The sequence below is a fragment of the Micromonospora sp. NPDC005206 genome (genome assembly GCF_040608175.1).
In the GTDB taxonomy this organism is placed as follows: Bacteria; Actinomycetota; Actinomycetes; order Mycobacteriales; family Micromonosporaceae; genus Micromonospora.
In genome coordinates this window covers 32294-52620 of the sequence record NZ_JBEXHU010000006.1, presented here as the reverse complement: position 1 = coordinate 52620, position 20327 = coordinate 32294, and the positions used below count along the sequence as shown (strand labels likewise).

20 protein-coding genes are annotated in these 20327 nt (G+C 72.3%); 11 read left to right on the top strand and 9 right to left on the bottom strand.

All coding sequences use genetic code 11. From position 1 onward, the window contains the following. The first annotated feature begins 2 nt into the window (after positions 1-2). Both ABZU69_RS10290 and ABZU69_RS10285 read left to right on the top strand, forming a co-directional pair. Positions 3-800 (top strand): exodeoxyribonuclease III, encoded by a 798-nt coding sequence (locus ABZU69_RS10290; RefSeq protein WP_354964073.1) that lies wholly within the window; start codon positions 3-5, stop codon positions 798-800. 19 nt (positions 801-819) lie between these two features. Beyond that, the gene (locus ABZU69_RS10285) at positions 820-1137 is read left to right on the top strand and encodes an antibiotic biosynthesis monooxygenase (RefSeq protein WP_354964072.1); all 318 of its coding nucleotides are present in this window, start codon (positions 820-822) and stop codon (positions 1135-1137) included. Between the two features lie 117 nt (positions 1138-1254). Here ABZU69_RS10285 and ABZU69_RS10280 read toward each other — a convergent pair whose 3' ends face one another. Together ABZU69_RS10280 and ABZU69_RS10275 are read right to left on the bottom strand one after the other, a co-directional pair. Then, complete coding sequence (locus tag ABZU69_RS10280) at positions 1255-1977, bottom strand: class F sortase (protein WP_354964071.1); 723 nt, start codon at positions 1975-1977, stop codon at positions 1255-1257. A 7-nt stretch (positions 1978-1984) separates the two neighbouring features. Then, positions 1985-2605 carry a hypothetical protein gene (locus tag ABZU69_RS10275; protein WP_354964329.1) on the bottom strand — a complete coding sequence of 207 codons (621 nt, stop codon included), beginning with the start codon at positions 2603-2605 and terminating at the stop codon, positions 1985-1987. Between the two features lie 130 nt (positions 2606-2735). On the opposite strand from ABZU69_RS10275, the gene trmB reads away from it, so the two are divergent. Both trmB and ABZU69_RS10265 read left to right on the top strand, forming a co-directional pair. Then, positions 2736-3434: a tRNA (guanosine(46)-N7)-methyltransferase TrmB gene (gene trmB / locus ABZU69_RS10270; protein ID WP_354964070.1), complete on the top strand. Its 699-nt coding sequence runs from the start codon at positions 2736-2738 to the stop codon at positions 3432-3434. A 59-nt stretch (positions 3435-3493) separates the two neighbouring features. Continuing rightward, on the top strand, positions 3494-6007 hold the full coding sequence (locus ABZU69_RS10265; protein ID WP_354964069.1) for a DUF3516 domain-containing protein: 2514 nt from the start codon (positions 3494-3496) through the stop codon (positions 6005-6007). A 64-nt stretch (positions 6008-6071) separates the two neighbouring features. Here ABZU69_RS10265 and ABZU69_RS10260 read toward each other — a convergent pair whose 3' ends face one another. Further along, positions 6072-6791: an MBL fold metallo-hydrolase gene (locus tag ABZU69_RS10260; RefSeq protein ID WP_354964068.1), complete on the bottom strand. Its 720-nt coding sequence runs from the start codon at positions 6789-6791 to the stop codon at positions 6072-6074. Between the two features lie 115 nt (positions 6792-6906). Here ABZU69_RS10260 and ABZU69_RS10255 point away from each other — a divergent pair, with 115 nt between their 5' ends. The 4 genes from ABZU69_RS10255 to ABZU69_RS10240 all read left to right on the top strand — a co-directional run bounded on the left by ABZU69_RS10255 (position 6907) and on the right by ABZU69_RS10240 (position 9358). Next, the gene (locus ABZU69_RS10255) at positions 6907-7485 is read left to right on the top strand and encodes a TetR/AcrR family transcriptional regulator (RefSeq protein ID WP_354964067.1); all 579 of its coding nucleotides are present in this window, start codon (positions 6907-6909) and stop codon (positions 7483-7485) included. Positions 7486-7609: 124 nt separating this feature from the next. Then, the gene (locus tag ABZU69_RS10250; protein ID WP_354964066.1) at positions 7610-8254 is read left to right on the top strand and encodes a hypothetical protein; all 645 of its coding nucleotides are present in this window, start codon (positions 7610-7612) and stop codon (positions 8252-8254) included. A gap of 196 nt (positions 8255-8450) precedes the next feature. Continuing rightward, positions 8451-8645 (top strand): hypothetical protein, encoded by a 195-nt coding sequence (locus ABZU69_RS10245; protein WP_354964065.1) that lies wholly within the window; start codon positions 8451-8453, stop codon positions 8643-8645. Continuing rightward, on the top strand, positions 8621-9358 hold the full coding sequence (locus ABZU69_RS10240; protein WP_354964064.1) for a hypothetical protein: 738 nt from the start codon (positions 8621-8623) through the stop codon (positions 9356-9358). The genes ABZU69_RS10245 and ABZU69_RS10240 overlap by 25 nt, the downstream gene beginning before the upstream one ends. A gap of 113 nt (positions 9359-9471) precedes the next feature. Here ABZU69_RS10240 and ABZU69_RS10235 read toward each other — a convergent pair whose 3' ends face one another. From ABZU69_RS10235 to ABZU69_RS10220, 4 genes are read right to left on the bottom strand one after another with little or no spacing between them, the layout of a single operon-like run. Continuing rightward, on the bottom strand, positions 9472-10419 hold the full coding sequence (locus ABZU69_RS10235; protein WP_354964063.1) for an iron-siderophore ABC transporter substrate-binding protein: 948 nt from the start codon (positions 10417-10419) through the stop codon (positions 9472-9474). Continuing rightward, positions 10419-11285, bottom strand: coding sequence for an ABC transporter ATP-binding protein (locus ABZU69_RS10230; protein WP_354964062.1), 867 nt, complete (start codon positions 11283-11285; stop codon positions 10419-10421). Before ABZU69_RS10230 ends, ABZU69_RS10235 begins: the two co-directional genes overlap by 1 nt. 16 nt (positions 11286-11301) lie before the next feature. Continuing rightward, a complete protein-coding gene (locus ABZU69_RS10225) occupies positions 11302-12408 on the bottom strand; it encodes an iron ABC transporter permease (RefSeq protein ID WP_354964061.1) in 1107 nt (368 codons plus the stop codon). Further along, entirely contained in the window at positions 12405-13451 is a 1047-nt protein-coding gene (locus ABZU69_RS10220; RefSeq protein WP_354964060.1) for an iron ABC transporter permease, read from the bottom strand. Before ABZU69_RS10220 ends, ABZU69_RS10225 begins: the two co-directional genes overlap by 4 nt. A gap of 140 nt (positions 13452-13591) precedes the next feature. On the opposite strand from ABZU69_RS10220, the gene ABZU69_RS10215 reads away from it, so the two are divergent. Further along, positions 13592-13951: a YciI family protein gene (locus tag ABZU69_RS10215; protein ID WP_354964059.1), complete on the top strand. Its 360-nt coding sequence runs from the start codon at positions 13592-13594 to the stop codon at positions 13949-13951. A 21-nt stretch (positions 13952-13972) separates the two neighbouring features. Here the strand turns inward: ABZU69_RS10215 and ABZU69_RS10210 are convergent, their stop codons facing one another. Further along, a complete protein-coding gene (locus ABZU69_RS10210) occupies positions 13973-14428 on the bottom strand; it encodes a cytidine deaminase (protein WP_354964058.1) in 456 nt (151 codons plus the stop codon). A gap of 119 nt (positions 14429-14547) precedes the next feature. Between ABZU69_RS10210 and hrpA the strand changes: the two genes are divergently transcribed. Beyond that, entirely contained in the window at positions 14548-18624 is a 4077-nt protein-coding gene (gene hrpA / locus ABZU69_RS10205; RefSeq protein WP_354964057.1) for an ATP-dependent RNA helicase HrpA, read from the top strand. A gap of 6 nt (positions 18625-18630) precedes the next feature. Here the strand turns inward: hrpA and ABZU69_RS10200 are convergent, their stop codons facing one another. Beyond that, positions 18631-19560 (bottom strand): LysR family transcriptional regulator, encoded by a 930-nt coding sequence (locus tag ABZU69_RS10200; RefSeq protein WP_354964056.1) that lies wholly within the window; start codon positions 19558-19560, stop codon positions 18631-18633. 77 nt (positions 19561-19637) lie between these two features. On the opposite strand from ABZU69_RS10200, the gene ABZU69_RS10195 reads away from it, so the two are divergent. Further along, positions 19638-20327, top strand: a complete 690-nt coding sequence (locus tag ABZU69_RS10195; RefSeq protein ID WP_354964055.1) for a succinate dehydrogenase cytochrome b subunit — start codon at positions 19638-19640, stop codon at positions 20325-20327.

Below are 20327 nucleotides of genomic sequence, written 5' to 3'. Positions count from 1 at the left end.
ACATGCGCCTGGCAACCTGGAACGTGAACTCGGTGAAGGCCCGGCTGCCCCGGCTGCTGGAGTGGCTGGCCGGCACCGGGCCGGACGTGGTCTGCCTGCAGGAGACCAAGTGCCCGGACGGCGCCTTTCCGGTGGCCGAGGTGGGCGAGTTGGGCTACACCGTGGCCAGCCACAGCGACGGCCGTTGGAACGGGGTCGCCATCCTGTCCCGGGTGGGGCTGGACGACGTCCGGGTCGGGTTCGCCGGCGAGCCCGGCTTCCCCGAGCCGGAGGCCCGGGCCATCTCCGCCACCTGCGACGGGGTGCGGGTCTGGTCGGTGTACGTGCCCAACGGCCGTACGCCGGACGACCCGCACTACGCGTACAAGCTGGCCTGGTTCGCGGCGCTGCGTGACGCGCTGGACGCGGAACTGGCCGGCGGGCTGCCTCTGGCCGTCTGCGGCGACTTCAACGTCGCCCCGACCGACGCCGACGTCTGGGACCCGGCCGTCTTCACCCACTCCACGCACGTCACGCCGGCCGAGCGGGCGGCTCTCGCCGCGCTGCGCGATCTGGGGCTGAGCGACGTGGTGCCGACCCCCATGAAGGGGCCACACCCGTTCACCTACTGGGACTACCGCGCCGGGATGTTCCACCAGAACAAGGGCATGCGGATCGACCTGGTGTACGCCTCCGCGCCGTTCACGCGGGCGGTCCGCTCGGCGTACGTGGACCGGGAGGCCCGCAAGGGCAAGGGCCCCTCCGATCACGCCCCGATCGTGGTCGACGCCGATCTGGTACCCGTCGTCGAGACGTTCTGAGCCTGGTTAGGGTGAGTGGATGGCAGTTGTGAAGATCAACGCGATCGACGTCCCACCGGGTGCCGGCGCGGAGTTGGAGAAGCGGTTCGCCGCGCGAGCCGGCGCGGTGGAGAACTCCCCCGGCTTCCTCGGCTTCGAGCTGCTCCGGCCGGTGGCCGGCGAGACCCGCTACTTCGTCTACACGAAGTGGGAGAGCGAAGAGGCGTACCAGGCATGGGCCGCGGGTCCGTCCCGCGCCGCCCACGCCGCCGCGCCGGGCGACAAGCCCCGCCCACCGGTCTCCACCGGCGCCAGCCTGCTGGAGTTCGAGGTGGCCCTGCACGTCCCCCAGCCCTAGTCGGTCATTCCGGAGATCGTTTGATCCACTCGGGATCGGCGATGCAGGGGTGTCCGGGCCAGCGGAACACCCCCACATCACTGAGACCGTGTCGATCAAGGCCGGAGGCAGGCGATGTCAGGGCTTGCGGGAGGACTGGAGGGTGGCGAAGGCGATGACATTGTCGGCGTAGCCGGTGCGGCCGCCGATGAACTGGCCACCGCAGGTGATCAGCCGCAGCCCCGGTGGGCCGTCGTGGCCGTAGATCCGCTCGGCGGGCAGTTGGTCCTTCGGAAAATGCTCGACCGTGTCGATCTTGAACACCACCACCGACCTGTCCGCCCGGGCCACCTCGATGAGGTCGCCGGGATGCAGCTTGCCCAGGTCGTAGAAGACCGACGGCCCGCTCTTGGTGTCCACGTGTCCCACGATCACCGCCGGGCCGGGCTCGCCGGGCGTGGGTCCCCGGTCGTACCAGCCGGTCTCGTTGTGCCGCTCCAGCGGGGGTACGGCGATCGAGCCGTCCCGCGCCTGCCCGACCGGCGCCACCGGCGCGGCGACCTTGATCGCCGGCACCGAGAGGCGCACCGGGCGGCTGGCCGACAGTCCGACCGTCTCGCTGCGGGCCGGCCGGTCACCGCCGGCCGGCGCCCAGTCGAGCGGGCCGACCGAGCGGCCCAGCCCCGCCCCTGTGGCGAAGACGCCGGCCAGCACCAGCACCACGGCCACCGGCACCGTCCAGGGGCTGCGGCCGGGCGGACGGCCGGGCGGACGGCTGCGCCGGGGCGCGACGGCGGTCGGCGGGCGGCCGGCCACCGACGGACGGTCGGCGGGCGGCTGCGAGGGGCGGAAGATCTCCATGGCGGCCTCAGCGGCGGGAGACGCGCGGCCGGCGCAGGGCCACCACGGCGAGGATCAACCCGGCGATGGTCAACGCCGCGCCACCGGGCAGCAGCAGATTGCCGGTCATGCCACCGGCGGCGCCGCCGAAGCCGGTGGCCGGACCCCGACTGGGCTGGATCTTCTTGACCACCTGGAGCATCGTCGAGGCGGTCTCGCCGTCGCGGCACTCCAGCTTGACCCGGTAGTTGCCGGGGCGGGTGCGCTCGCGCACCATCGGCGCGGCGGTGAGCACCCCGCGCTGCGGCTGCACACCGACCGCGCCGAAGGCATCGGAGACCACCGTGGCCCCCACCGAGTTGTCCCGGCAACTGGCCCGGATGCCGACCAGGTAGCCGGGCTGCACCGTGCTCGGGCTCACCTCGACGAAGACATCCACCACCGGGCTGGGCTGGGGTGCGCCACCGGGCGGGCCGGGCTGCGGCGCGCCGAGCGCGGGCGCGGCGAGCACGAGAGCGGCCGTGGGCACGCGAACGGGCGTGGTGTCGGGTGCGCGGGCGGCGGCGTGTGCGGGAGCGGTGGCCAGCAGGAGGCCGGCGAGCATGGTCACCACCGACAGGGTCACGCCGCCGCGGGTCACTGTCACGATGCCCCCTCTCGACGCCGTGCGGCCGTGCCGGGAAGCGGACCAGCCGGCCTGCCGTACCAGTTGGATCCTCTCATTCCCGGTCGCACATCACATCCGATCCGCCGACCGGGTCGCGTACGCTCGGGTCGCTGTGACCGCCACCGACCATGACCCCGCCGCCCCGCCCACGAGCCGGGCGATCCGCACCTTCCACCCCCGACGGGGCCGGATGAGCGGCCGGCAGACCGATGCGCTGGACCGGCTGTGGCCCCGCTACGGCCTGGACGTGTCGGACGAGCCCGTCGACCTCGTCGGCCTGTTCGGCCGCCGGGCGCCGGTGGTGCTGGAGATCGGCTCCGGCATGGGCGACAGCACCGCCGCGATGGCCGCCGCTGACCCGGACCGAGATTATCTGGCGGTGGAGGTGCACACGCCGGGAATCGCGAACCTGCTCGACCTGGTGGACAGCGCCGGCCTGGGCAACGTGCGGGTGGCTCGGGGCGACGCGTTGGACCTGGTCCGTGGCCTGCCCGAGGGCGTCCTGGACGCCGTGCACGTCTTCTTCCCGGACCCGTGGCCGAAGGCCCGCCACCACAAGCGGCGGATCATCCAGCCGGCACACGTGGCGCTGCTGCGCTCCCGCCTGACCCCGGGCGGCCCGCTGCACTGCGCGACCGACTGGGCCGAGTACGCCGAGGCGATGCGGCAGACCCTGGACGCGGATCCGGGGCTGGTGGACGCGTACGGCGGGTTCGCGCCGCGTCCGGCGCACCGCCCGGTGACGAAGTTCGAGCGACGGGCGCACACCGCCGGCCGGCCGGTCGCCGACCTGATCTACCGCCGCCGGTAAGGGTGTCGCGGCGACCCGGTTGGCACCGGGGGGCATGATCCAGGCACCATGGACGGGATATGACGCTCACCGCCGCGCTGCCGACAAGCGCCGACCCCGACACCCTCTTCGACGCGTTCGCCGGTTGGGCGAAGGATCTCGGCCTCGACCTCTACCCCCATCAGGAGGAGGCGGTCATCGAGATCGTCTCCGGCGCCAACCTGATCATGAATACGCCCACCGGCTCGGGTAAGAGCCTGGTGGCGGTCGCCGCGCACTTCGCGGCCCTCGCGGACAGCCGGACCACCTTCTACACCGCGCCGATCAAGGCGCTGGTGTCGGAGAAGTTCTTCGCCCTCTGCGAGGTGTTCGGCGCCGAGAACGTCGGCATGCTGACCGGCGACGCCAGCGTCAACGCCGACGCCCCGATCATCTGCTGCACGGCGGAGATCCTGGCCAATCTGGCGCTGCGCGAGGGCTCGAAGGCCGACGTCGGCCAGGTGATCATGGATGAGTTCCACTTCTACGCTGAGCCCGACCGGGGCTGGGCCTGGCAGGTGCCGATCATCGAGCTGCCGCAGGCCCAGTTCATCCTGATGTCCGCCACCCTGGGGGACACCACCCGGTTCGTCGACGACCTGACCCGGCGCACCGGGCGGCCGACCGCCGTCGTCCGCTCGGCCGAGCGGCCCGTCCCGCTGATCTTCTCGTACGCCATGACGCCGCTGCACGAGACGCTCGAGGAGCTGCTGGAGACCAAGCAGGCCCCGGTGTACGTGGTGCACTTCACCCAGGCCGCCGCGCTGGAACGCGCCCAGGCGCTGATGAGCGTCAACGTCTGCACCCGCGCCGAGAAGGACATGATCGCCGAGGCGATCGGCGGGTTCCGGTTCACGTCCGGCTTCGGCAAGACCCTGTCCCGGCTGGTCCGGCACGGCATCGGCGTCCACCACGCCGGCATGCTGCCCAAGTACCGCCGGCTGGTCGAGACCCTCGCGCAGGCCGGCCTGCTCAAGGTCATCTGCGGCACCGACACCCTCGGCGTCGGCATCAACGTGCCGATCCGCACCGTGCTGTTCACCGGCCTGTCCAAGTACGACGGGGTCCGTACCCGTCTGCTCAAGAACCGCGAGTTCCACCAGATCGCCGGGCGGGCCGGCCGCGCCGGCTTCGACACCATCGGCCGGGTCGTGGTGCAGGCCCCCGAGCACGTGATCGACAACGAGAAGGCCCTCGCCAAGGCCGGTGACGACCCGAAGAAGCGGCGCAAGGTGGTCCGCAAGAAGCCGCCGGAGGGCTCGATCGGCTGGGGTCAGCCCACCTTCGACCGGCTGGTCGACGCCGAGCCGGAGCCGCTGACCTCCAGCTTCCAGGTCAGCCACTCGATGCTGCTGAACGTCATCGGCCGGCCCGGGGACGCGTTCACCGCGATGCGGCACCTGCTCACCGACAACCACGAGGACGCCGCCGCGCAGCGCCGGCACATCCGCCGCGCCATCGCCATCTACCGGGCGCTACGCGCCGGCGGGGTCGTCGAGGAACTGCCCGAGCCGGACGAGACCGGCAGACGGATCCGCCTCACCGTCGACCTCCAGCTCGACTTCGCCCTCAACCAGCCGCTCTCCCCCCTCGCCCTGGCCACCATCGAACTGCTCGACGCCGAGTCACCGTCGTACGCCCTGGACGTCCTCTCGGTCGTCGAGTCGATCCTCGACGACCCCCGGCAGATCCTCTCCGCGCAGCAGTTCAAGGCGCGCGGCGAGGCGGTCGCCGCGATGAAGGCCGAGGGCATCGAGTACGAGGCCCGCCTCGAACTGCTCGACGAGGTGACCCACCCGAAGCCGCTCGCGGAGCTGCTGGAGGCCGCGTACGAGATGTACCGGCAGGGGCACCCCTGGGTCGCCGATCACCAGCTATCCCCCAAGGCCGTGGTCCGCGACATGTACGAGCGGGCGATGACCTTCACCGAGTACGTGCAGTTCTACGGGCTGACCCGCTCGGAGGGCCTCGTCCTGCGCTACCTGGCCGACGCGTACAAGACGCTGCGGCAGACGGTGCCCGAGGACGCCAAGACCGAGGAGCTGATCGACCTCATCGAGTGGCTGGGCGAGCTCGTCCGCCAGGTCGACTCAAGCCTCATCGACGAGTGGGAGCGGCTGCGCAACCCGTCCGACGTGGCGGAGGTGGCCCAGGCGCACGCAGCCCTGACCGACCGGCCGCCGGCGGTGACCCGCAACGCGCGTGCGTTCCGGGTGCTGGTGCGCAACACGCTGTTCCGCCGGGTCGAGCTGGCCGCGCTGCGCCGCTGGGACCTGCTCGCCGAACTGGACGCCGGCGACGGCTGGGACTACGACGCGTGGGCCGACGCGCTGGGTCCGTACTTCGAGGCGTACGACTCGATCGGGATCGGGCCGGACGCACGCGGACCGGCGCTGCTCATGATCGAGCAGGGCCGGGAGCGGTGGACCGTCCGGCAGATCTTCGACGACCCGGACGGCGACCACGACTGGGGCATCAGTGCCGAGGTCGACCTGGCCGCCTCGGACGAGATCGGCGCCGCCGTAATCCGGATCACCGACGTCGGCCAGCTCTGACTCGATGCCGGAGGCGGAACCCGCCTCCGGCACACCACCGGCGTCGGCCTCGGCCCGACTCCGCTCACCGGGCCTCGGCCACCGCCCTGATCCGGCGCACCGCCTCGCGGACGCCTCCGTTCCACGGGGTGCCGTGACCGGGGAGGATCCACGTCGCCGGCAGGTCCTCGATGCGGGCGAGTGAGGCGAGCGCCAGCGCCGGGTCGTCGGTGAACGGCGCCGGCTGCGGGCCCTGGAGGCCGGTCAGCACGTGCCGGGTGGTGAGCGCGTCCCCGACGAACACCGCGTCGGCGACCGGCACGTGCACGGCGATGCTGCCCGGCGAATGGCCGGGCATCCCGATCACGCGAGGGGCACCGGGCAGGTCGAGCACCTGACCGTCCTCCACGGCGGTCACCTCGGTGAGGTGGGTCGTGCGCATCCCGCCCTTGCGGCTCGCGTACCAGATGAAGCGCGCAGTCGCACCCACCTTGACCTTCCCGAAGGACGCCTTGGGCTTGACCTCGCCGCGGGCGCGGGCGGCGTCCGCACCGTGCACGTAGACCGGCACGCCGTGATCGCGTCGGAGCCGCTCGGCGAACCCGATGTGGTCGGTGTCGCCGTGGGTGAGGATCAGCCCCCGAACGTCGGCGAGCGAGCGGCCCATGCCGGACAGCTCCGCCACCAGCTCCCGCCAGTGACCGGAGAGCCCGGCGTCGACGACGGTCACACCCTCCTCGGTCTCGATCAGGTAGACGGCGACGATGTCGTTGCCGATGCGGTGCAGGTGTGGCCCGAGCTTCATGGGTGCCTCCCGAAGTGACGTCACGTCTCGTATGGCTACGGTACATAGCTATCATGGCTAAACGCTATAGCTATCATGGTGACGGCCGTCGCCCAGCCCCGGAAGGAGCACCCGCATGCCGACCCCCGACCGGACGTCGCTCGCCGACATCATCGAAGCCGCACGCGGCATCCTGGAGTCGGAGGGACTCCCGCGCCTGACCATGCAGGCGGTCGCCGAGCGGGTCGGTGTGCGCGCCCCGTCGCTCTACAAGCGGGTCCGCAACCGCGACGCCCTGATCCAGCTCGTCGCCGAGGCCGTCGTCCGCGACATGGGCGAGCAGCTCAGCGCCGTTGCCAGCAGCGGCGACCCGGGCAGGGACCTCGGCGAGCTGGCCCGCGCCTTCCGCGCGTTCGCCCACGCACACCCGGCCGGCTATCAGCTGATCTTCGCCAACAGCCGCCGGGAGACCCGGCCCAGCCTCGATGCCCTCACCCAGGCCAGCGCCCCCGCCCTGCGCGTCGCCGCCGCCCTCGCCGGGCCCGAGCACGCCCTGGAGGCCGCCCGCATGTTCACCGCCTGGGCCAACGGCTTCGTCAGCATGGAGTACGCGGGCGCCTTCAACCTCGGCGGCGACCTCGACGAGGCCTTCGAGTTCGGCGTCAGCCGCCTGACCGCCGCCTTCGCGCCCCCGAAACCGTCCCGGGCCGACTGACCGCCGGTGGCCGCGAACCGGCACCAATCGGCCCACCCGCTTCGCCAGTTCTCCCGCTGGGCAATGTCAGACCCGTCGATTAGAATGTGTGTACTAATCGAGATCCTGACCTGGGAGGACGCCCGTGACCGCGCCCGCCTCCACGCCCCTCACCCCCTACGCCACACTGCTCGGCTTCACCCGCTACGTCGACCGCAACGGCCCCACCAAGGCAACCTTCGTGGGCGGCCTGCGCAAGCAGCGGGCCAGCCGCTCCGGCTTCAACCCGCACGGCCAGTTCGTCAAGGCCCTCAAGGCCGACATCGCCTTCCACACCGGTGGCACCCACCTCACCGGCGTGGTCGACGTGGTCAAGCCACGCTGGCGCCCGCTCTACCAGGCGCTGGTTCCCGGCGCCACGGCCTGGCTGCACTCCCTGGGCGAGCCGCCCGCCGTCGACCTGGCCCAGACCCGCGACGCCCTCGCCATGCTCGGCGATCTGCCAGTCAAGATCAACCCCCACTTCGGCGTACGGCACGCCGACGGCCGGGCCGAGGCGGTCCGGCTGCACTTCGACGAAACCCCGCCGAGTCCGGAGTCCGTGCTCGCCACCCTGCACCTGATGGCCCGGCACATGGACGCGGTGCTGCCGCACGCCGAGCCGGTCCTGGTCGACGTCCGACGCGGCCAGGCCCACCACATGCCCGCCGACGCCAAGCCCGACCAGATCGAACGCTGGCTGGCCGGCGAAGCCGCCGCCTTCCGCGCCATCTGGTCCACCGCCGCCTGACCCATCTCGCCGGCCGGGGCGGCTGCCCTGCGAGATCACGCTCGATCCCGGATGTAGTGGCCTCCTCTCCTCGGGAGGCCACTACATCCCTGTTCGGGCGAGATCATGGGTGAGTGGGCAGCGGAGGTGCCGAGGCGCGATCCGTGGTTATCCACAGGGGCGGTGTAGGGCACCGGGATCGGTCAGCCTGGACACCATGCCGAAAGCTCCTCGCCGGCCGCCCCAGTTGCGCGGTCGGGTCTTCCGTGGCTCGGTCGCCGTCTCGCAGGGCCTGCTGACCCGCAACGACCTACGCAGCTCCGCGTGGCGGCCACTCTTCCGGGACGTCCACGCCGACGCCCAGGTCAAATTCACACACCTGACCAGGTGCGCCCAGTCGGACGCTGGCTGATCCCGCCCGGCGCGGCCATCGCCGGCAACGCCGCAGCGGCCCTGTACGGCTGCGCTACACCGACTCTGACGGAGCCGGTCGACGTGTTGGTGCCCAGGGACACCCGGATCGGGCCAACCACCGGTCTTCGGATCCATCATGGGGAGATCGACTGTGGCGACGCGGTGGACCGGGCGGGGGTCAGGGTGACCAGCCCGCCGCGAACCTGCTGGGACCTCGCCCGTTGGCTCGATGTGGTCGAGGCGGTGGTCGTCATCGACGCCCTGCTCGCCAACCGGCTCATCGACGTGCCGACGTTGCGCGAGTACGCGCTGAGCCGGGCCGGTCGGCGGGGCTGGCGGTCCCTGCTGCGCGCGGTTGACCTGGCCGACGCGGGTGCGGAGTCACCCCAGGAGTCCCGCACCCGGGTGCGGCTCGTGCTCGCCGGGCTGCCCAGGCCGCAGACGCAGTGGATCGTCGCCGATCAGGGCCGGTTCGTGGCCAGACTGGACCTGGCCTGGCCGCAGTTCAAGATCGCGGTGGAGTACGACGGGCTCTGGCACGACGACCCCGAACAGTTCCACCGGGACCGCCGGCGACTCAACCGGCTGCTCGGCGACGACTGGATCGTCGTGCACGTGACCGCCAAGCGCCTCCGGGACGACTTCGACGGCTTCCTTGCCGAGGTCAGGGCCGCGCTGCGGGCGCGGTCCCGCTCCCCCTGGGCACCATGATCGTGCTCGAATACGGAAGTAGTGGCCTCCCCGTCAAGAGAGACCACTACTTCCTGGATCGAGCGTGATCACGGCCGCGTGCGGCGCGCAGCGCGTGCGGCACGCGGGGTTGGTCAGGCGGCGGGGAGGTACTTTGCCAGGTCGTCGAGGATCTTGTTGGCGGCGCCGACACCGATGCCGGTCATCCAAACCTCGTCGGCGACCGGGTAGGCCTTGCCGGCCTTGACCGCGCCGAGGCCCTTCCAGAGGGTACCGGCGGTCATCTTGGCCTGCTCGGCGGCGGCCTTGTCGCCGTAGGCGGTCACGAAGATGACGTCACCGTCGACCTCGTTGATCCGCTCGGGGCTGACCAGGTCGAAGCGCTTGTCCTCCTTGTTGGCGAGCTGCTGCCGCTCGGGCCGGCCCAGGCCGGTGTCGCCGATGACGATGCCGGAGAACGAGTCCGGGCCGTACACCCGGATGTTGCCGGGGAGGAACCGCACGATCGACACCTTGCGGGCGGCGGCGTCGCCGAGCGTCGTGCCGAAGTCCTTGGCCCGCTTCTCGTACGCGGCGAGCAGATCCTTGGCCTGCTGCTCGTGGCCGAGCGCCTTGCCGTCGAGGAGGAAGTTCTCCTTCCAGGTGATGCCGACCTTGTCGGTGAACACCGTCGGCGCGATGGCGGACAGCTCGTCGTAGAACTTCTCCTGGCGGAACTTGCTGCCCAGGATGAGGTCCGGCTTCAGCGCGTTGATCGCCTCCAGGTCGGGCTCGGTGAGCACCCCGACCTCCTTGATGCTGGCGAGCTTGTCCGCGCCGAAGTACGTCGGCCAGCTCTTGGCCTCACCGGCGGTGGCGGCGCCGACCGGCGTGACGCCCAGCGAGAGCGCCGTGTCGATCTTGTCGGTGTCGAGCACGACGACGCGCTTGGGCTCCGCCGGGACCTTGGTGGTGCCCATGGCATGGGTGATCTCCCGGGTCTCCCCGGTGGCGGAGCCGGCGACCGGGTCGCTCTCACCGCAGGCGGTGAGGCCGACGCCGAGGGCGACGGCCGCGGCGAGGGCGGCGACGAGACGACGCATCAGAGTCCTTTCGAAGGGTATGAGCCGGCGAGCGGGATGTTCCCGTCGTCGGCGGGTTGGGCGGAGGGGGTGACCGGGCGGGTGGTGGCGCCGCCGGTGTGCGCGGGCACCACCAGGGGTGCCCCGGTCACCGGGCAGGGCACGACCACGCAGGCCAGCCCGAATACGTCACGGACCAGGTCCGCGGTGAGGATCTCCCGGGGCGGCCCGGCGGCCACCACCGTGCCGGCGCGCATCGCGACCAGGTGGTCGGCGTAGCGGGCGGCCTGGTTCAGGTCGTGCAGCACGGCGACCACGGTGCGTCCCCGCTCGACGCGCAGCCGGTGCAGCAGGTCCAGCACCTCCACCTGGTGGGCCAGGTCGAGGAAGGTGGTCGGCTCGTCCAGCAGCAGCGCGTCGGTGTCCTGGGCGAGGGTCATGGCGATCCACACCCGCTGCCGCTGGCCGCCGGAGAGGCTGTCGACCGGCCGGTCGGCCAGGCCGGCCACGTCGGCCAGGGCCATCGCCCGGTCCACCGCCGCGCCGTCCTCCGGTGACCACTGCCGCCACCACCGCTGGTACGGCTGCCGGCCGCGCCCGACCAGGTCGGCCACGGTGACGCCCTCGGGCACCAGCGGGCTCTGCGGCAGCACGCCGAGCCGGCGGGCCACCTCCCGGGTCGGCAGGTCGCGGATGGCGCTGCCGTCCAGCAGCACGGTGCCACGGCGGGGGGTGAGCAGCCGGGCCATGGTTCGCAGCAGGGTGGACTTGCCGCACGCGTTCGGTCCGACGATCACGGTGAACGCGTCGGTCGGCAGGTCCAGGTCGAGCCCGTCGAGCACGGTCCGCTCGTCGTAGCCGGCGACCAGGTCGCGGGTGGAGAGCATCACACGACTCCTTGAGTCACGAGGACCGCCGCCGTCCGCGCAGCAGCAGGAAGATCAGGTACGGCCCGCCGATCGCGGCGGTCAGCACGCCGGCCGGCAGTTGGGTGGGTGCGAACAGGCGTCGGCCGGCCAGATCGGCCAGCACCAGCAGCAGCGCGCCGAGCAGCGCCGCGCAGACCAGCGGCGGCCGTTCGGCCCGTACCAGCCGCCGGGCCACCTGGGGCGCGACCAGGGCCACGAAGTCGACGGCGCCGACCTGGGCGGTGACCATCGCGGCGACGAGTACGCCGGTGCCGGCGAGCCCGATGCGGCGGGCCACCGGGCGTAGCCCGACCCCGCGTGCGGTGTCGTCGTCCAGGGCGGTGCTGTTCAGCGCCCATCCGGCCCAGGCCAGCACCGGCAGCAGCACCAGCAGCGTGCCGGCGATCCAGGCGGCCTCGGTCCAGCCCTTGCCGGCCAGGGTGCCGATCAGCCAGATCTGCGCCCGCAGCCCGTCGATCGGGTCGGCGGTGAGCATGACCACCTCGGTCAGCGCCCGGAAGGCGAAGGCGACCGCGACTCCGGCGAGCACGAACCGCTGCGCGGCCAGCCCGTGCCGGGCACCGAGGGCGAACAGCAGCACCGCGGCGAGCAGCCCGCCCACCAGCGCGGTGGGCGCCACCAGCACCGCGGCCGCCCCGCTGGTCAACGCCACGGTCGCGGCGAGCCCGGCGCCCTGGGTGATGCCGATGACGTCCGGACTGGCCAGCGGGTTGCGGGCCACGCTCTGGATCAGCGTGCCGGCCACGCCGAAGGCCGCGCCGGCCACCGCGGCCAACACGATCCGCGGCAGCCGAAGGTCAAAGACGACCAAATCGTACGGGGTACCCGCCCCGGAGAGCGCGCGCAGAACGTCGGCCGGGGCGACGTACGGGGTGCCCAGGGAGAGGCTGAGCACCACGGCCAGCAGGAGCAGCACGGTCAGCGTGGCGGCCACCAGCACCGCGCGGCGGCGGACCTGCAGGCTGACTGGGCCGATCCGCAGCAGCGACCGCCCGGGCAGCCGGGCGTCGGCGCCACCGGGCGTCGCGTCGACGTCCGGCGCCGTGGTCGGGGAGTCGGGGATGCGGTCGACGGTGGTCACGCGGTCACCACCCGGGCGCGGCGCACCAGCACGGCCAGCAGCGGCGCGCCGATCAGGGCGGTGACGATCCCGGCCGGTATCTCGCCGGGCGGGGCGACGAGCCGGCCGACGACGTCGGCGCCGAGCAGCAGGGCCGGCCCGAGCAGGGCGGAGACGGCGAGGGTCCAGCGGTGGTCCGCGCCGACCAGGGCGCGTGCCAGGTGCGGCACGGCCAACCCGACGAAGGCGACCGGCCCGGCCGCCGCCACCGCGGCCCCGGTCAGCAGCACGGCGGCGAGGCCACCGCCGAGGCGGACCAGGCCGACCCGGTTGCCGAGGCCGCGGGCCACGTCGTCGCCGAGGGCCAACGCGTCCAGACCCCGGGCCACCAGGGCGGCAAGCACCAGGCCGGCGAGGACGAAGGGCAGCACCTGGGCGGTGACCGACAGGTCCCGTCCTGCCAGCCCGCCGACCACCCAGAATCGGTACTCCTCGAAGGTGCGGGCGTCGATGCTGAGCAGCGCGTACACCCCGGAGGCCAGGCTGGCGTCGAGCGCCGCGCCGACCAGCGCGAGGGTGACCGGGCTGGCGCCCTCGCGGGCCCGGGTGGCGATGGCGAAGACCAGCAGCCCGGCGATCAGCGCACCGGCGATGCCGAACCAGACGTACCCGGCGAGCGTGCCGACACCGAAGACGGAGATGGCCAGCACCACGCCGAACGACGCGCCGGCGCTGATGCCGAGGATGCGCGGCTCGGCGAGCGGGTTGCGGGTGAGGGCCTGGAACAGCACGCCGGCCACGGCGAGCGCGAGCCCGACGGCGAGGCCGAGCGCGGTGCGCGGCACCCGCAGCTCGCGGACGATGGTGCTGGCGTCACTGCCGTCCGGCGCGACGAGGGCGTGCCAGACCTGGTCGACGCCGAGTTGCCTGCTGCCGAGCGCGAAGCTGGCCAGCACGGTGAGCAGCAGCACCAGCGCGGCGCCGACGGTGACGGCCACCCGGCGGCCGGTACGCGTGCCGGACCGGTTGCGGGCCGGGGCCGGCCGGGTGGCGAGGGTGGTCACGAGTCTCCTGCACGTTCGCGCTTAGGTTCGCCTTACCTTAGCCGACGTCCTGAGGGTGGCCTAACTGGCGCTCGTCGATCCAGGGCGGGTGACCAGGTCGGACGCCCGCGGCGAGGGGGCGGCCCGCCTAGGGTGGGAGCATGCGATTCGACCAGCACACGGTCGTGCTTCTGGTCCGGCCGGCGGACGCCCCGGAGCTGCCGCAGGACGCGATCGACCGGTTGCAGAACACGCACCTGGCCCACCAGGCGGGGCTCGTGGAGCAGGGACTCGTGCTCGCGGCCGGGCCGTTCCTGCACGGCGACGACGACCGGCTGCGGGGCTTCGTCGTGCTCTCCATCGCCCCGGACGAGGCCCGCGAGCTGTATCACAACGATCCGGCGGTGCGAGCCGGGCAGCTGGCCGTACAGGTGATGAGCTGGCTGGTGCCGGAGGGCAACGTGCGGTTCGAGAGCGTGCCGATCCCCCGCTCGATGCTGGAGGCGGCGGCCGGCGACTGACGCGCCAGGAGCTGGCGCCGGTCAGCCGGCCGCGGCGCTGCGGGCCGCCGGAGGGACCGGCGAGCTGGCCGGCGGCGGCGCGTTCCGCTGCTCATCCTCGACGTGGCGCTCCGGCGGCAGCTCGCCGATCGGCACCACCCGCAGGGCCTCCACCGAGCCGACGATCACCCGCAGCGCAGGGAAGTGGTCCCCCAGCACCTGGCGGCACCGGCCGCACGGCGCGACGATCTCGCGCCCGCGATCCGCCACCGTCACGATCGTCTCCAGCCCGGTGACGCCCTGCGTCGCGGCGGTGCCGACGACGATCAGCTCGGCGCACGTCGCGCCGGTGACGTGGTGGACGTTCACCCCGGTGAAGACCCGCCCGTCGGCGGTCCGAGCGGCGGCCGCGACGGTGTGGTTCTCGCTGCGGCAGCGCAGCTTGGCGACCGCCGTGGCGGCCTGCACCAGCGCGCGGTCGGTGTCCCGCAGCTCCATTCCGTCCCCCAGCGCTCGACGTCGGCCGCCAACTCTAGACCGCCGCGCTGTGCCCGGAGAGCGGCGGCGCGGTAACCCAGGGGCGGTACGCGGCCGGGCTGCCTATCCTTGGGCACGACATGCAGAATCCAGCCTCCTCCGCCGCGACCGATCCCGTCCGCGAGCTGCACCGCCGCCTCTCCCCCCTGATGTTCCGCGACCAGCGCCGGCTCCAGCGACGGCTGGACGGCGCCCGCAAGCTGCGCGACCCGCAGCGCCGGGAGGCGGCGTTGGCCGAGATCACCACCGACCTGGCGCGGGCCGAGCAGCGGATCGCCGCCCGGCGCGCGGCCGTACCCGTGATCACGTACCCGGCGGGGTTGCCGGTCAGCGAGCGCAAGGACGACATCGCCGCCGCCATCCGCGACCACCAGGTGGTGATCGTGGCCGGCGAGACCGGCTCCGGCAAGACCACCCAGATACCCAAGATCTGCCTGGAGCTGGGGCGCGGGGTGCACGGGCTGATCGGGCACACCCAGCCCCGGCGGCTGGCGGCCCGGACGGTCGCGGACCGGATCGCCGACGAGCTGGGCACCGAGCTGGGTGACGTGGTCGGCTACAAGGTGCGCTTCACCGACCAGGTCAGCGACCGCAGCCTGGTCAAGCTGATGACCGACGGCATCCTGCTGGCCGAGTTGCAGACCGACCGGATGCTGCGCCAGTACGACACGTTGATCATCGACGAGGCGCACGAGCGCAGCCTCAATATCGACTTCATCCTCGGGTACCTGCGGGAGCTGCTCCCCCGACGACCCGACCTCAAGGTGATCATCACCTCGGCGACCATCGAGACCGACCGCTTCGCCCGACACTTCGCGGGGCCGCCCACCGCCGACGAGCCGCAGGGCGTACCGGCGCCGGTGGTCGAGGTCTCGGGCCGCACCTACCCGGTGGAGGTGCGCTACCGGCCACTGGTCGAGGTCGCCGAGGGCGAGGAGGACGGCGACGGCGACGGCGACGAGGAGACCGTCCGCGACCAGATCCAGGCGATCGGCGACGCCGTCGAAGAGCTGGCCGCCGAGGGCCCCGGCGACATCCTGGTCTTCCTCAGCGGTGAACGGGAGATCCGGGACACCGCCGACGCGCTAAGCAAGCTGGTGCAGAAGAAGCGCTCGCTGCTCGGCACCGAGATCCTGCCGCTGTACGCCCGGCTCTCCTCCGCCGAGCAGCACCGGGTGTTCGCGGCGCACACCGCGCGTCGGGTGGTGCTCGCCACCAACGTCGCGGAGACCTCACTGACCGTGCCCGGAATCAAGTACGTGGTGGACCCGGGCACCGCCCGGATCTCCCGCTACTCCAGCCGGCTCAAGGTGCAGCGGCTGCCGATCGAACCGATCTCCCAGGCGTCGGCCAACCAGCGCAAGGGTCGCTGCGGGCGTACCTCGGACGGCATCTGCATACGCCTCTACGACGAGCAGGACTTCCTCTCCCGGCCGGAATTCACCGACCCGGAGATCCTGCGCACCAACCTGGCGTCGGTCATCCTCCAGATGACCGCGATCGGGCTCGGCGACCTCGCCGCGTTCCCGTTCATCGACCCGCCGGACCGGCGCAACATCACCGACGGCGTCAACCTGCTGCACGAGCTGGGCGCGCTCGACCCGGCCGAGGCCGACCCGGCGAAGCGGCTCACCGCGCTGGGCCGGCGGCTGGCCCAACTGCCGGTCGACCCGCGGCTGGCCCGCATGGTCGTCGAGGGCGAACGCAACGGTTGCGCGACCGAGGTGCTGGTGATCGCCGCCGCGCTCTCCATCCAGGACCCACGGGAGCGGCCCGCGGAGAAGCAGGCCCAGGCAGACCAGGCGCACGCCCGGTTCGCCGACAAGGAATCGGACTTCGTCGCGTTCCTCAACCTGTGGCGCTACCTGCGGGAACAGCAGCGGGAGCTGTCCTCCAGCGCGTTCCGCCGGATGTGCAAGGCGGAGTACCTGAACTACCTGCGGGTCCGCGAGTGGCAGGACATCGTCGGGCAGCTGCGCCAGGTGCTGCGTACCCCGCAGGAGGGCGACCGGCGCGGCGGACGGCCGGCGCGGGACACCTCGGACGGCGCGGACGCCGGCCGGGGTGAGAGCCGCCGGGGCGGCGCCGATCTGCCGGAGGAGATCGACACCCCGAAGGTGCACCAGTCACTGCTGCCCGGTCTGCTGTCGCACATCGGCCTGAAGGACGCGCAGAAACACGAGTACCTGGGCGCGCGGGGCGCGAAGTTCGCGCTCTTCCCCGGCTCGGCGCTGTTCAAGAAGCCGCCGCGCTGGGTGATGGCCGCCGAGCTGGTGGAGACCTCCCGACTCTGGGGCCGCATCGCCGGTCGGGTCGAGCCGGAGTGGGTCGAGCCGCTCGCGCAACACCTGGTCAAGCGCAGTTACAGCGAGCCGCACTGGGAGAAGAAGCAGGCCGCGGTGATGGCCTACGAGAAGGTCACCCTGTACGGCGTCCCGCTCGTCACCTCCCGCAAGGTGAACTTCGGGCGGATCGACCCGCCGCTGAGCCGGGAGCTGTTCATCCGGCATGCCCTCGTCGAGGGCGACTGGCAGACCCACCACCAGTTCTGGAGTGACAACAAGCGGCTGCTCGCCGAGATCGAGGAGTTGGAAAGCCGGGCCCGCCGCCGGGACATCCTGGTCGACGACGAGACCATCTTCGGCTTCTACGACCAGCGGATCCCGGCCGACGTCGTGTCCGGCCGGCACTTCGACACCTGGTGGAAGAAGACCCGCCGGGACCTGCCCGACCTGCTCACCTTCACCCGCGACCTGCTCGTCAACGACGGCCGGCCGGGGGTGGACGAGGGCGACTACCCGGACGAGTGGCAGACCCAGGGGGTGACCCTGCCACTGACCTACCGGTTCGAGCCGGGCACGCCGGCCGACGGCGTCACCGTGGACATCCCGCTGCCGCTGCTCAACCAGGTGCCGGCGGAGAGCTTCGGCTGGCAGGTACCCGGGCTGCGCGAGGAGACGGTGATCGCGCTGATCCGCTCGCTGCCCAAGGCGATCCGCCGCAACTTCGTCCCGGTGCCGGACTACGCCCGGGCCGCCCTGGCGGCGATCACCCCCGGCGAGGAGTCGCTGCTGGACGCGCTCACCCGGGAACTGCGCCGGATGACCGGGGTCACCGTGCCGCGCGACGCCTGGGAGCCCGGCAAGCTCCCGGCACACCTGCGGGTCACCTTCCGGGTGCTCGGCGACGACGAGAAGCCGGTCGCCGAGGGCAAGGACCTGCCAACCCTGCAACGCCAACTCCGCCAGGAGGTACGCCAGGTGGTGGCGGCCGCCGCGCCGGAGGTGGCCCGCACCGGGCTGCGCGAGTGGAGCATCGGCACGCTGCCGCGCACCATCGAGCAGGTCCGCGCCGGGTACGCGGTGACCGCGTACCCGGCACTGGTCGACGAGGGCGCCACCGTCGGGGTGAAGGTCTTCGACTCCCCGGCCGAGGCGGAGGCGGCGCACTGGGCCGGCACCCGCCGGCTCCTGCGGCTCACCGTGCCGTCCCCGGCCCGGTTCCTACAGGGCCGGCTGAACAACGAGGCGAAGCTGGCGCTGAGCCGCAACCCGCACGGCGGCGTGCAGGAGCTGATCGAGGACGCCGCGGGCGCGGCCATCGACCGGTTGATCGGTGCCGCCGGCGGGCCGGCCTGGGACGCCGACGGGTTCGCGGCGCTCCGCGAGAAGGTCCGCGCCGACCTGGTCGACACCGTGGTCGAGGTGATGGACCGGGTACGCAAGGTGCTCGCCGCCGCGTACACCGTCGAACAGCGGCTCGGCGCCACCCGCAACCTCGCCGTCGTGGCCGCACTGGCCGACATCCGCAAACAGCTCGCCGGTCTGGTGCACGCCGGGTTCATCACCGAGGCCGGGTACGCGCGCCTGCCCGATCTGCTGCGCTACCTCACCGCCATCGAGCGCCGCCTGGACCGGCTGGGCGGCAACCCGCAACGCGACCGGCAGCAGCAGGACCGGATCGCGACGGTGCAGAAGGAGTACGACGACCTGCTCGCCGCGCTGCCGCCGGCACGCCGGCAGGAGACCGCCGTCCGGCAGATCCGCTGGATGATCGAGGAGTTGCGGGTGAACGTCTTCGCTCAGGCGCTGGGCACCCCGTACCCCGTCTCGGAGCAGCGGATCTACCGCGCGATGGACGACGCCGAAGGCCGCTGACGGCGATCAGCGGGGGTCCACACCCGGCGGGAGGTCGTCGCCGTCGATCGCGGACTGTACGTAGTCGAGCAGGATGCGGCGCAGTTCCCGGCCGGCGTGGGTCGGCACGACGTCCCGCCGGCGGGCCACCGCGATGGTCCGCCGGACCCCGGGCGGCGCCAGCCGGGTGATCCGCACTCCCGGACGGCGGGCCAGCACGATGCCGGGCACCAGCGCGACGCCGAGCCCCGCCTCGACGAAGCTGAGCACCGCGTCCATCTCTCCGCCGTCGACCGCGAAGGTCGGCTCGAAGCCGGCCGCGCGGCACGCCTCGATGGTGGCGTCGCGCAGGTCGTAGCCCTCCCGGAACATCACCATCGGCTGGTCGCGCAGGTCGGTGATGCGCAGTTCCCCGTTCGCCGAGGCGGTCGGCACCTCCCCCACCGAGGCCACCACCAGGCTCTCCTGCAGGATCGGATCGACGCGCAGCCCCGGGTCGGCGCCCTGGGCCGGCATGATGATCAGCGCCAGGTCGAGGTCGCCGCGGAGCAGGTCGCGCACCAGGTCCTGGGACCCGCCCTCCTCGACCTTCAGGTCGACGGTGGGGTGCGCGTCGCGGAACCGCCGCAGCACCGGCGGGGCGAGCGACGTGGCGAGGCTGGGGGTGGCGCCGAGCCGGACCCGGCCCCGGCGCAGCCCGACCAACTCCTGGACCTCCCGGGTCGCGGTCTCCACGTCGGCGAGGATGCGGGTGGCCAACGGCAGCAGCACCTCGCCGGCCGCGGTGAGGGCGATGTTGCCCCGTACCCGCTCGAACAGTGGGGCCCCGAGGTCGGTCTCCAGGGCGTGAATTTGCTTACTGAGAGAAGGCTGAGTGATGCCGACGATGTCGGCGGCTTGGGTGAAATGTCGTACTTCGGCCACCGCAACGAAGTACCGGAGCTGATGGAGTTGCATCTACATAGCTTACGGCTATCAACACTGCGAGTTTGATGCATTGGACGACTGATCCATGTGCTCCTAGCGTCGATCGTGTGGTAGTCACGAAAACTCGGTCGCCCATCCGCTCCAACGTCGGTCTCAAGGCCGTCATGGCGGTGACGGGCATCATGCTGGCGCTGTTCCTGATCGCACACATGCTCGGCAACCTGAAGGTGTTCACGGGGGAGACCTCGTTCGACCACTACGCGCGCTGGCTGCGCGACATCGGCAAGCCGCTACTGCCCGGCGTGTGGTTCCTGTGGATCCTGCGCTTCGGGCTGGTGGTGGCGGTCGTCGCCCACATCGTGGCCGCGACGGTGCTGGCCCGCCGGGCCCACGCGGCCCGCCCGGTGAAATACGCCCACCGCAAGAAGGTCAACGGCAGCTACGCGGCCCGCACCATGCGCTGGGGCGGGGTGATCATCCTGCTCTTCGTCATCTACCACCTCTTGGACCTGACCACCGGCACGCTGAACCCGGTCGGTGACGAGAGCAAGCCCTACGGCAACGTCGTCGCCGACTTCGCGCCGGAGCGCTGGTACGTCACGCTCTTCTACACCCTCGCCATCGTCGCGGTGGGCTTCCACCTGCGGCACGGCGCCTTCAGCGCGTTCCGCAGCCTCGGCCAGCAGACGCCGCGGGGCGAGCGCCGGGCGCGCACCGCCGCGCTGGTCTTCGCCGTGCTGCTCTGCGCCGGATACCTGGTGGTCCCGTTCGCCGTTCTCACCGGATTGGTGTCCTGA

What these genes read in the sequence shown, in the direction of transcription:
- ABZU69_RS10290 (WP_354964073.1), top strand. Translation starts at nt 3, where the DNA reads ATGCGCCTGGCAACCTGGAACGTGAACTCGGTGAAGGCCCGGCTGCCC.
- ABZU69_RS10285 (WP_354964072.1), top strand. Translation starts at nt 820, where the DNA reads ATGGCAGTTGTGAAGATCAACGCGATCGACGTCCCACCGGGTGCCGGC.
- ABZU69_RS10280 (WP_354964071.1), bottom strand. Translation starts at nt 1,977, where the DNA reads ATGGAGATCTTCCGCCCCTCGCAGCCGCCCGCCGACCGTCCGTCGGTG.
- ABZU69_RS10265 (WP_354964069.1), top strand. Translation starts at nt 3,494, where the DNA reads ATGACGCTCACCGCCGCGCTGCCGACAAGCGCCGACCCCGACACCCTC.
- ABZU69_RS10260 (WP_354964068.1), bottom strand. Translation starts at nt 6,791, where the DNA reads ATGAAGCTCGGGCCACACCTGCACCGCATCGGCAACGACATCGTCGCC.
- ABZU69_RS10255 (WP_354964067.1), top strand. Translation starts at nt 6,907, where the DNA reads ATGCCGACCCCCGACCGGACGTCGCTCGCCGACATCATCGAAGCCGCA.
- ABZU69_RS10245 (WP_354964065.1), top strand. Translation starts at nt 8,451, where the DNA reads ATGCCGAAAGCTCCTCGCCGGCCGCCCCAGTTGCGCGGTCGGGTCTTC.
- ABZU69_RS10235 (WP_354964063.1), bottom strand. Translation starts at nt 10,419, where the DNA reads ATGCGTCGTCTCGTCGCCGCCCTCGCCGCGGCCGTCGCCCTCGGCGTC.
- ABZU69_RS10230 (WP_354964062.1), bottom strand. Translation starts at nt 11,285, where the DNA reads ATGCTCTCCACCCGCGACCTGGTCGCCGGCTACGACGAGCGGACCGTG.
- ABZU69_RS10215 (WP_354964059.1), top strand. Translation starts at nt 13,592, where the DNA reads ATGCGATTCGACCAGCACACGGTCGTGCTTCTGGTCCGGCCGGCGGAC.
- ABZU69_RS10210 (WP_354964058.1), bottom strand. Translation starts at nt 14,428, where the DNA reads ATGGAGCTGCGGGACACCGACCGCGCGCTGGTGCAGGCCGCCACGGCG.
- hrpA (WP_354964057.1), top strand. Translation starts at nt 14,548, where the DNA reads ATGCAGAATCCAGCCTCCTCCGCCGCGACCGATCCCGTCCGCGAGCTG.
- ABZU69_RS10200 (WP_354964056.1), bottom strand. Translation starts at nt 19,560, where the DNA reads ATGCAACTCCATCAGCTCCGGTACTTCGTTGCGGTGGCCGAAGTACGA.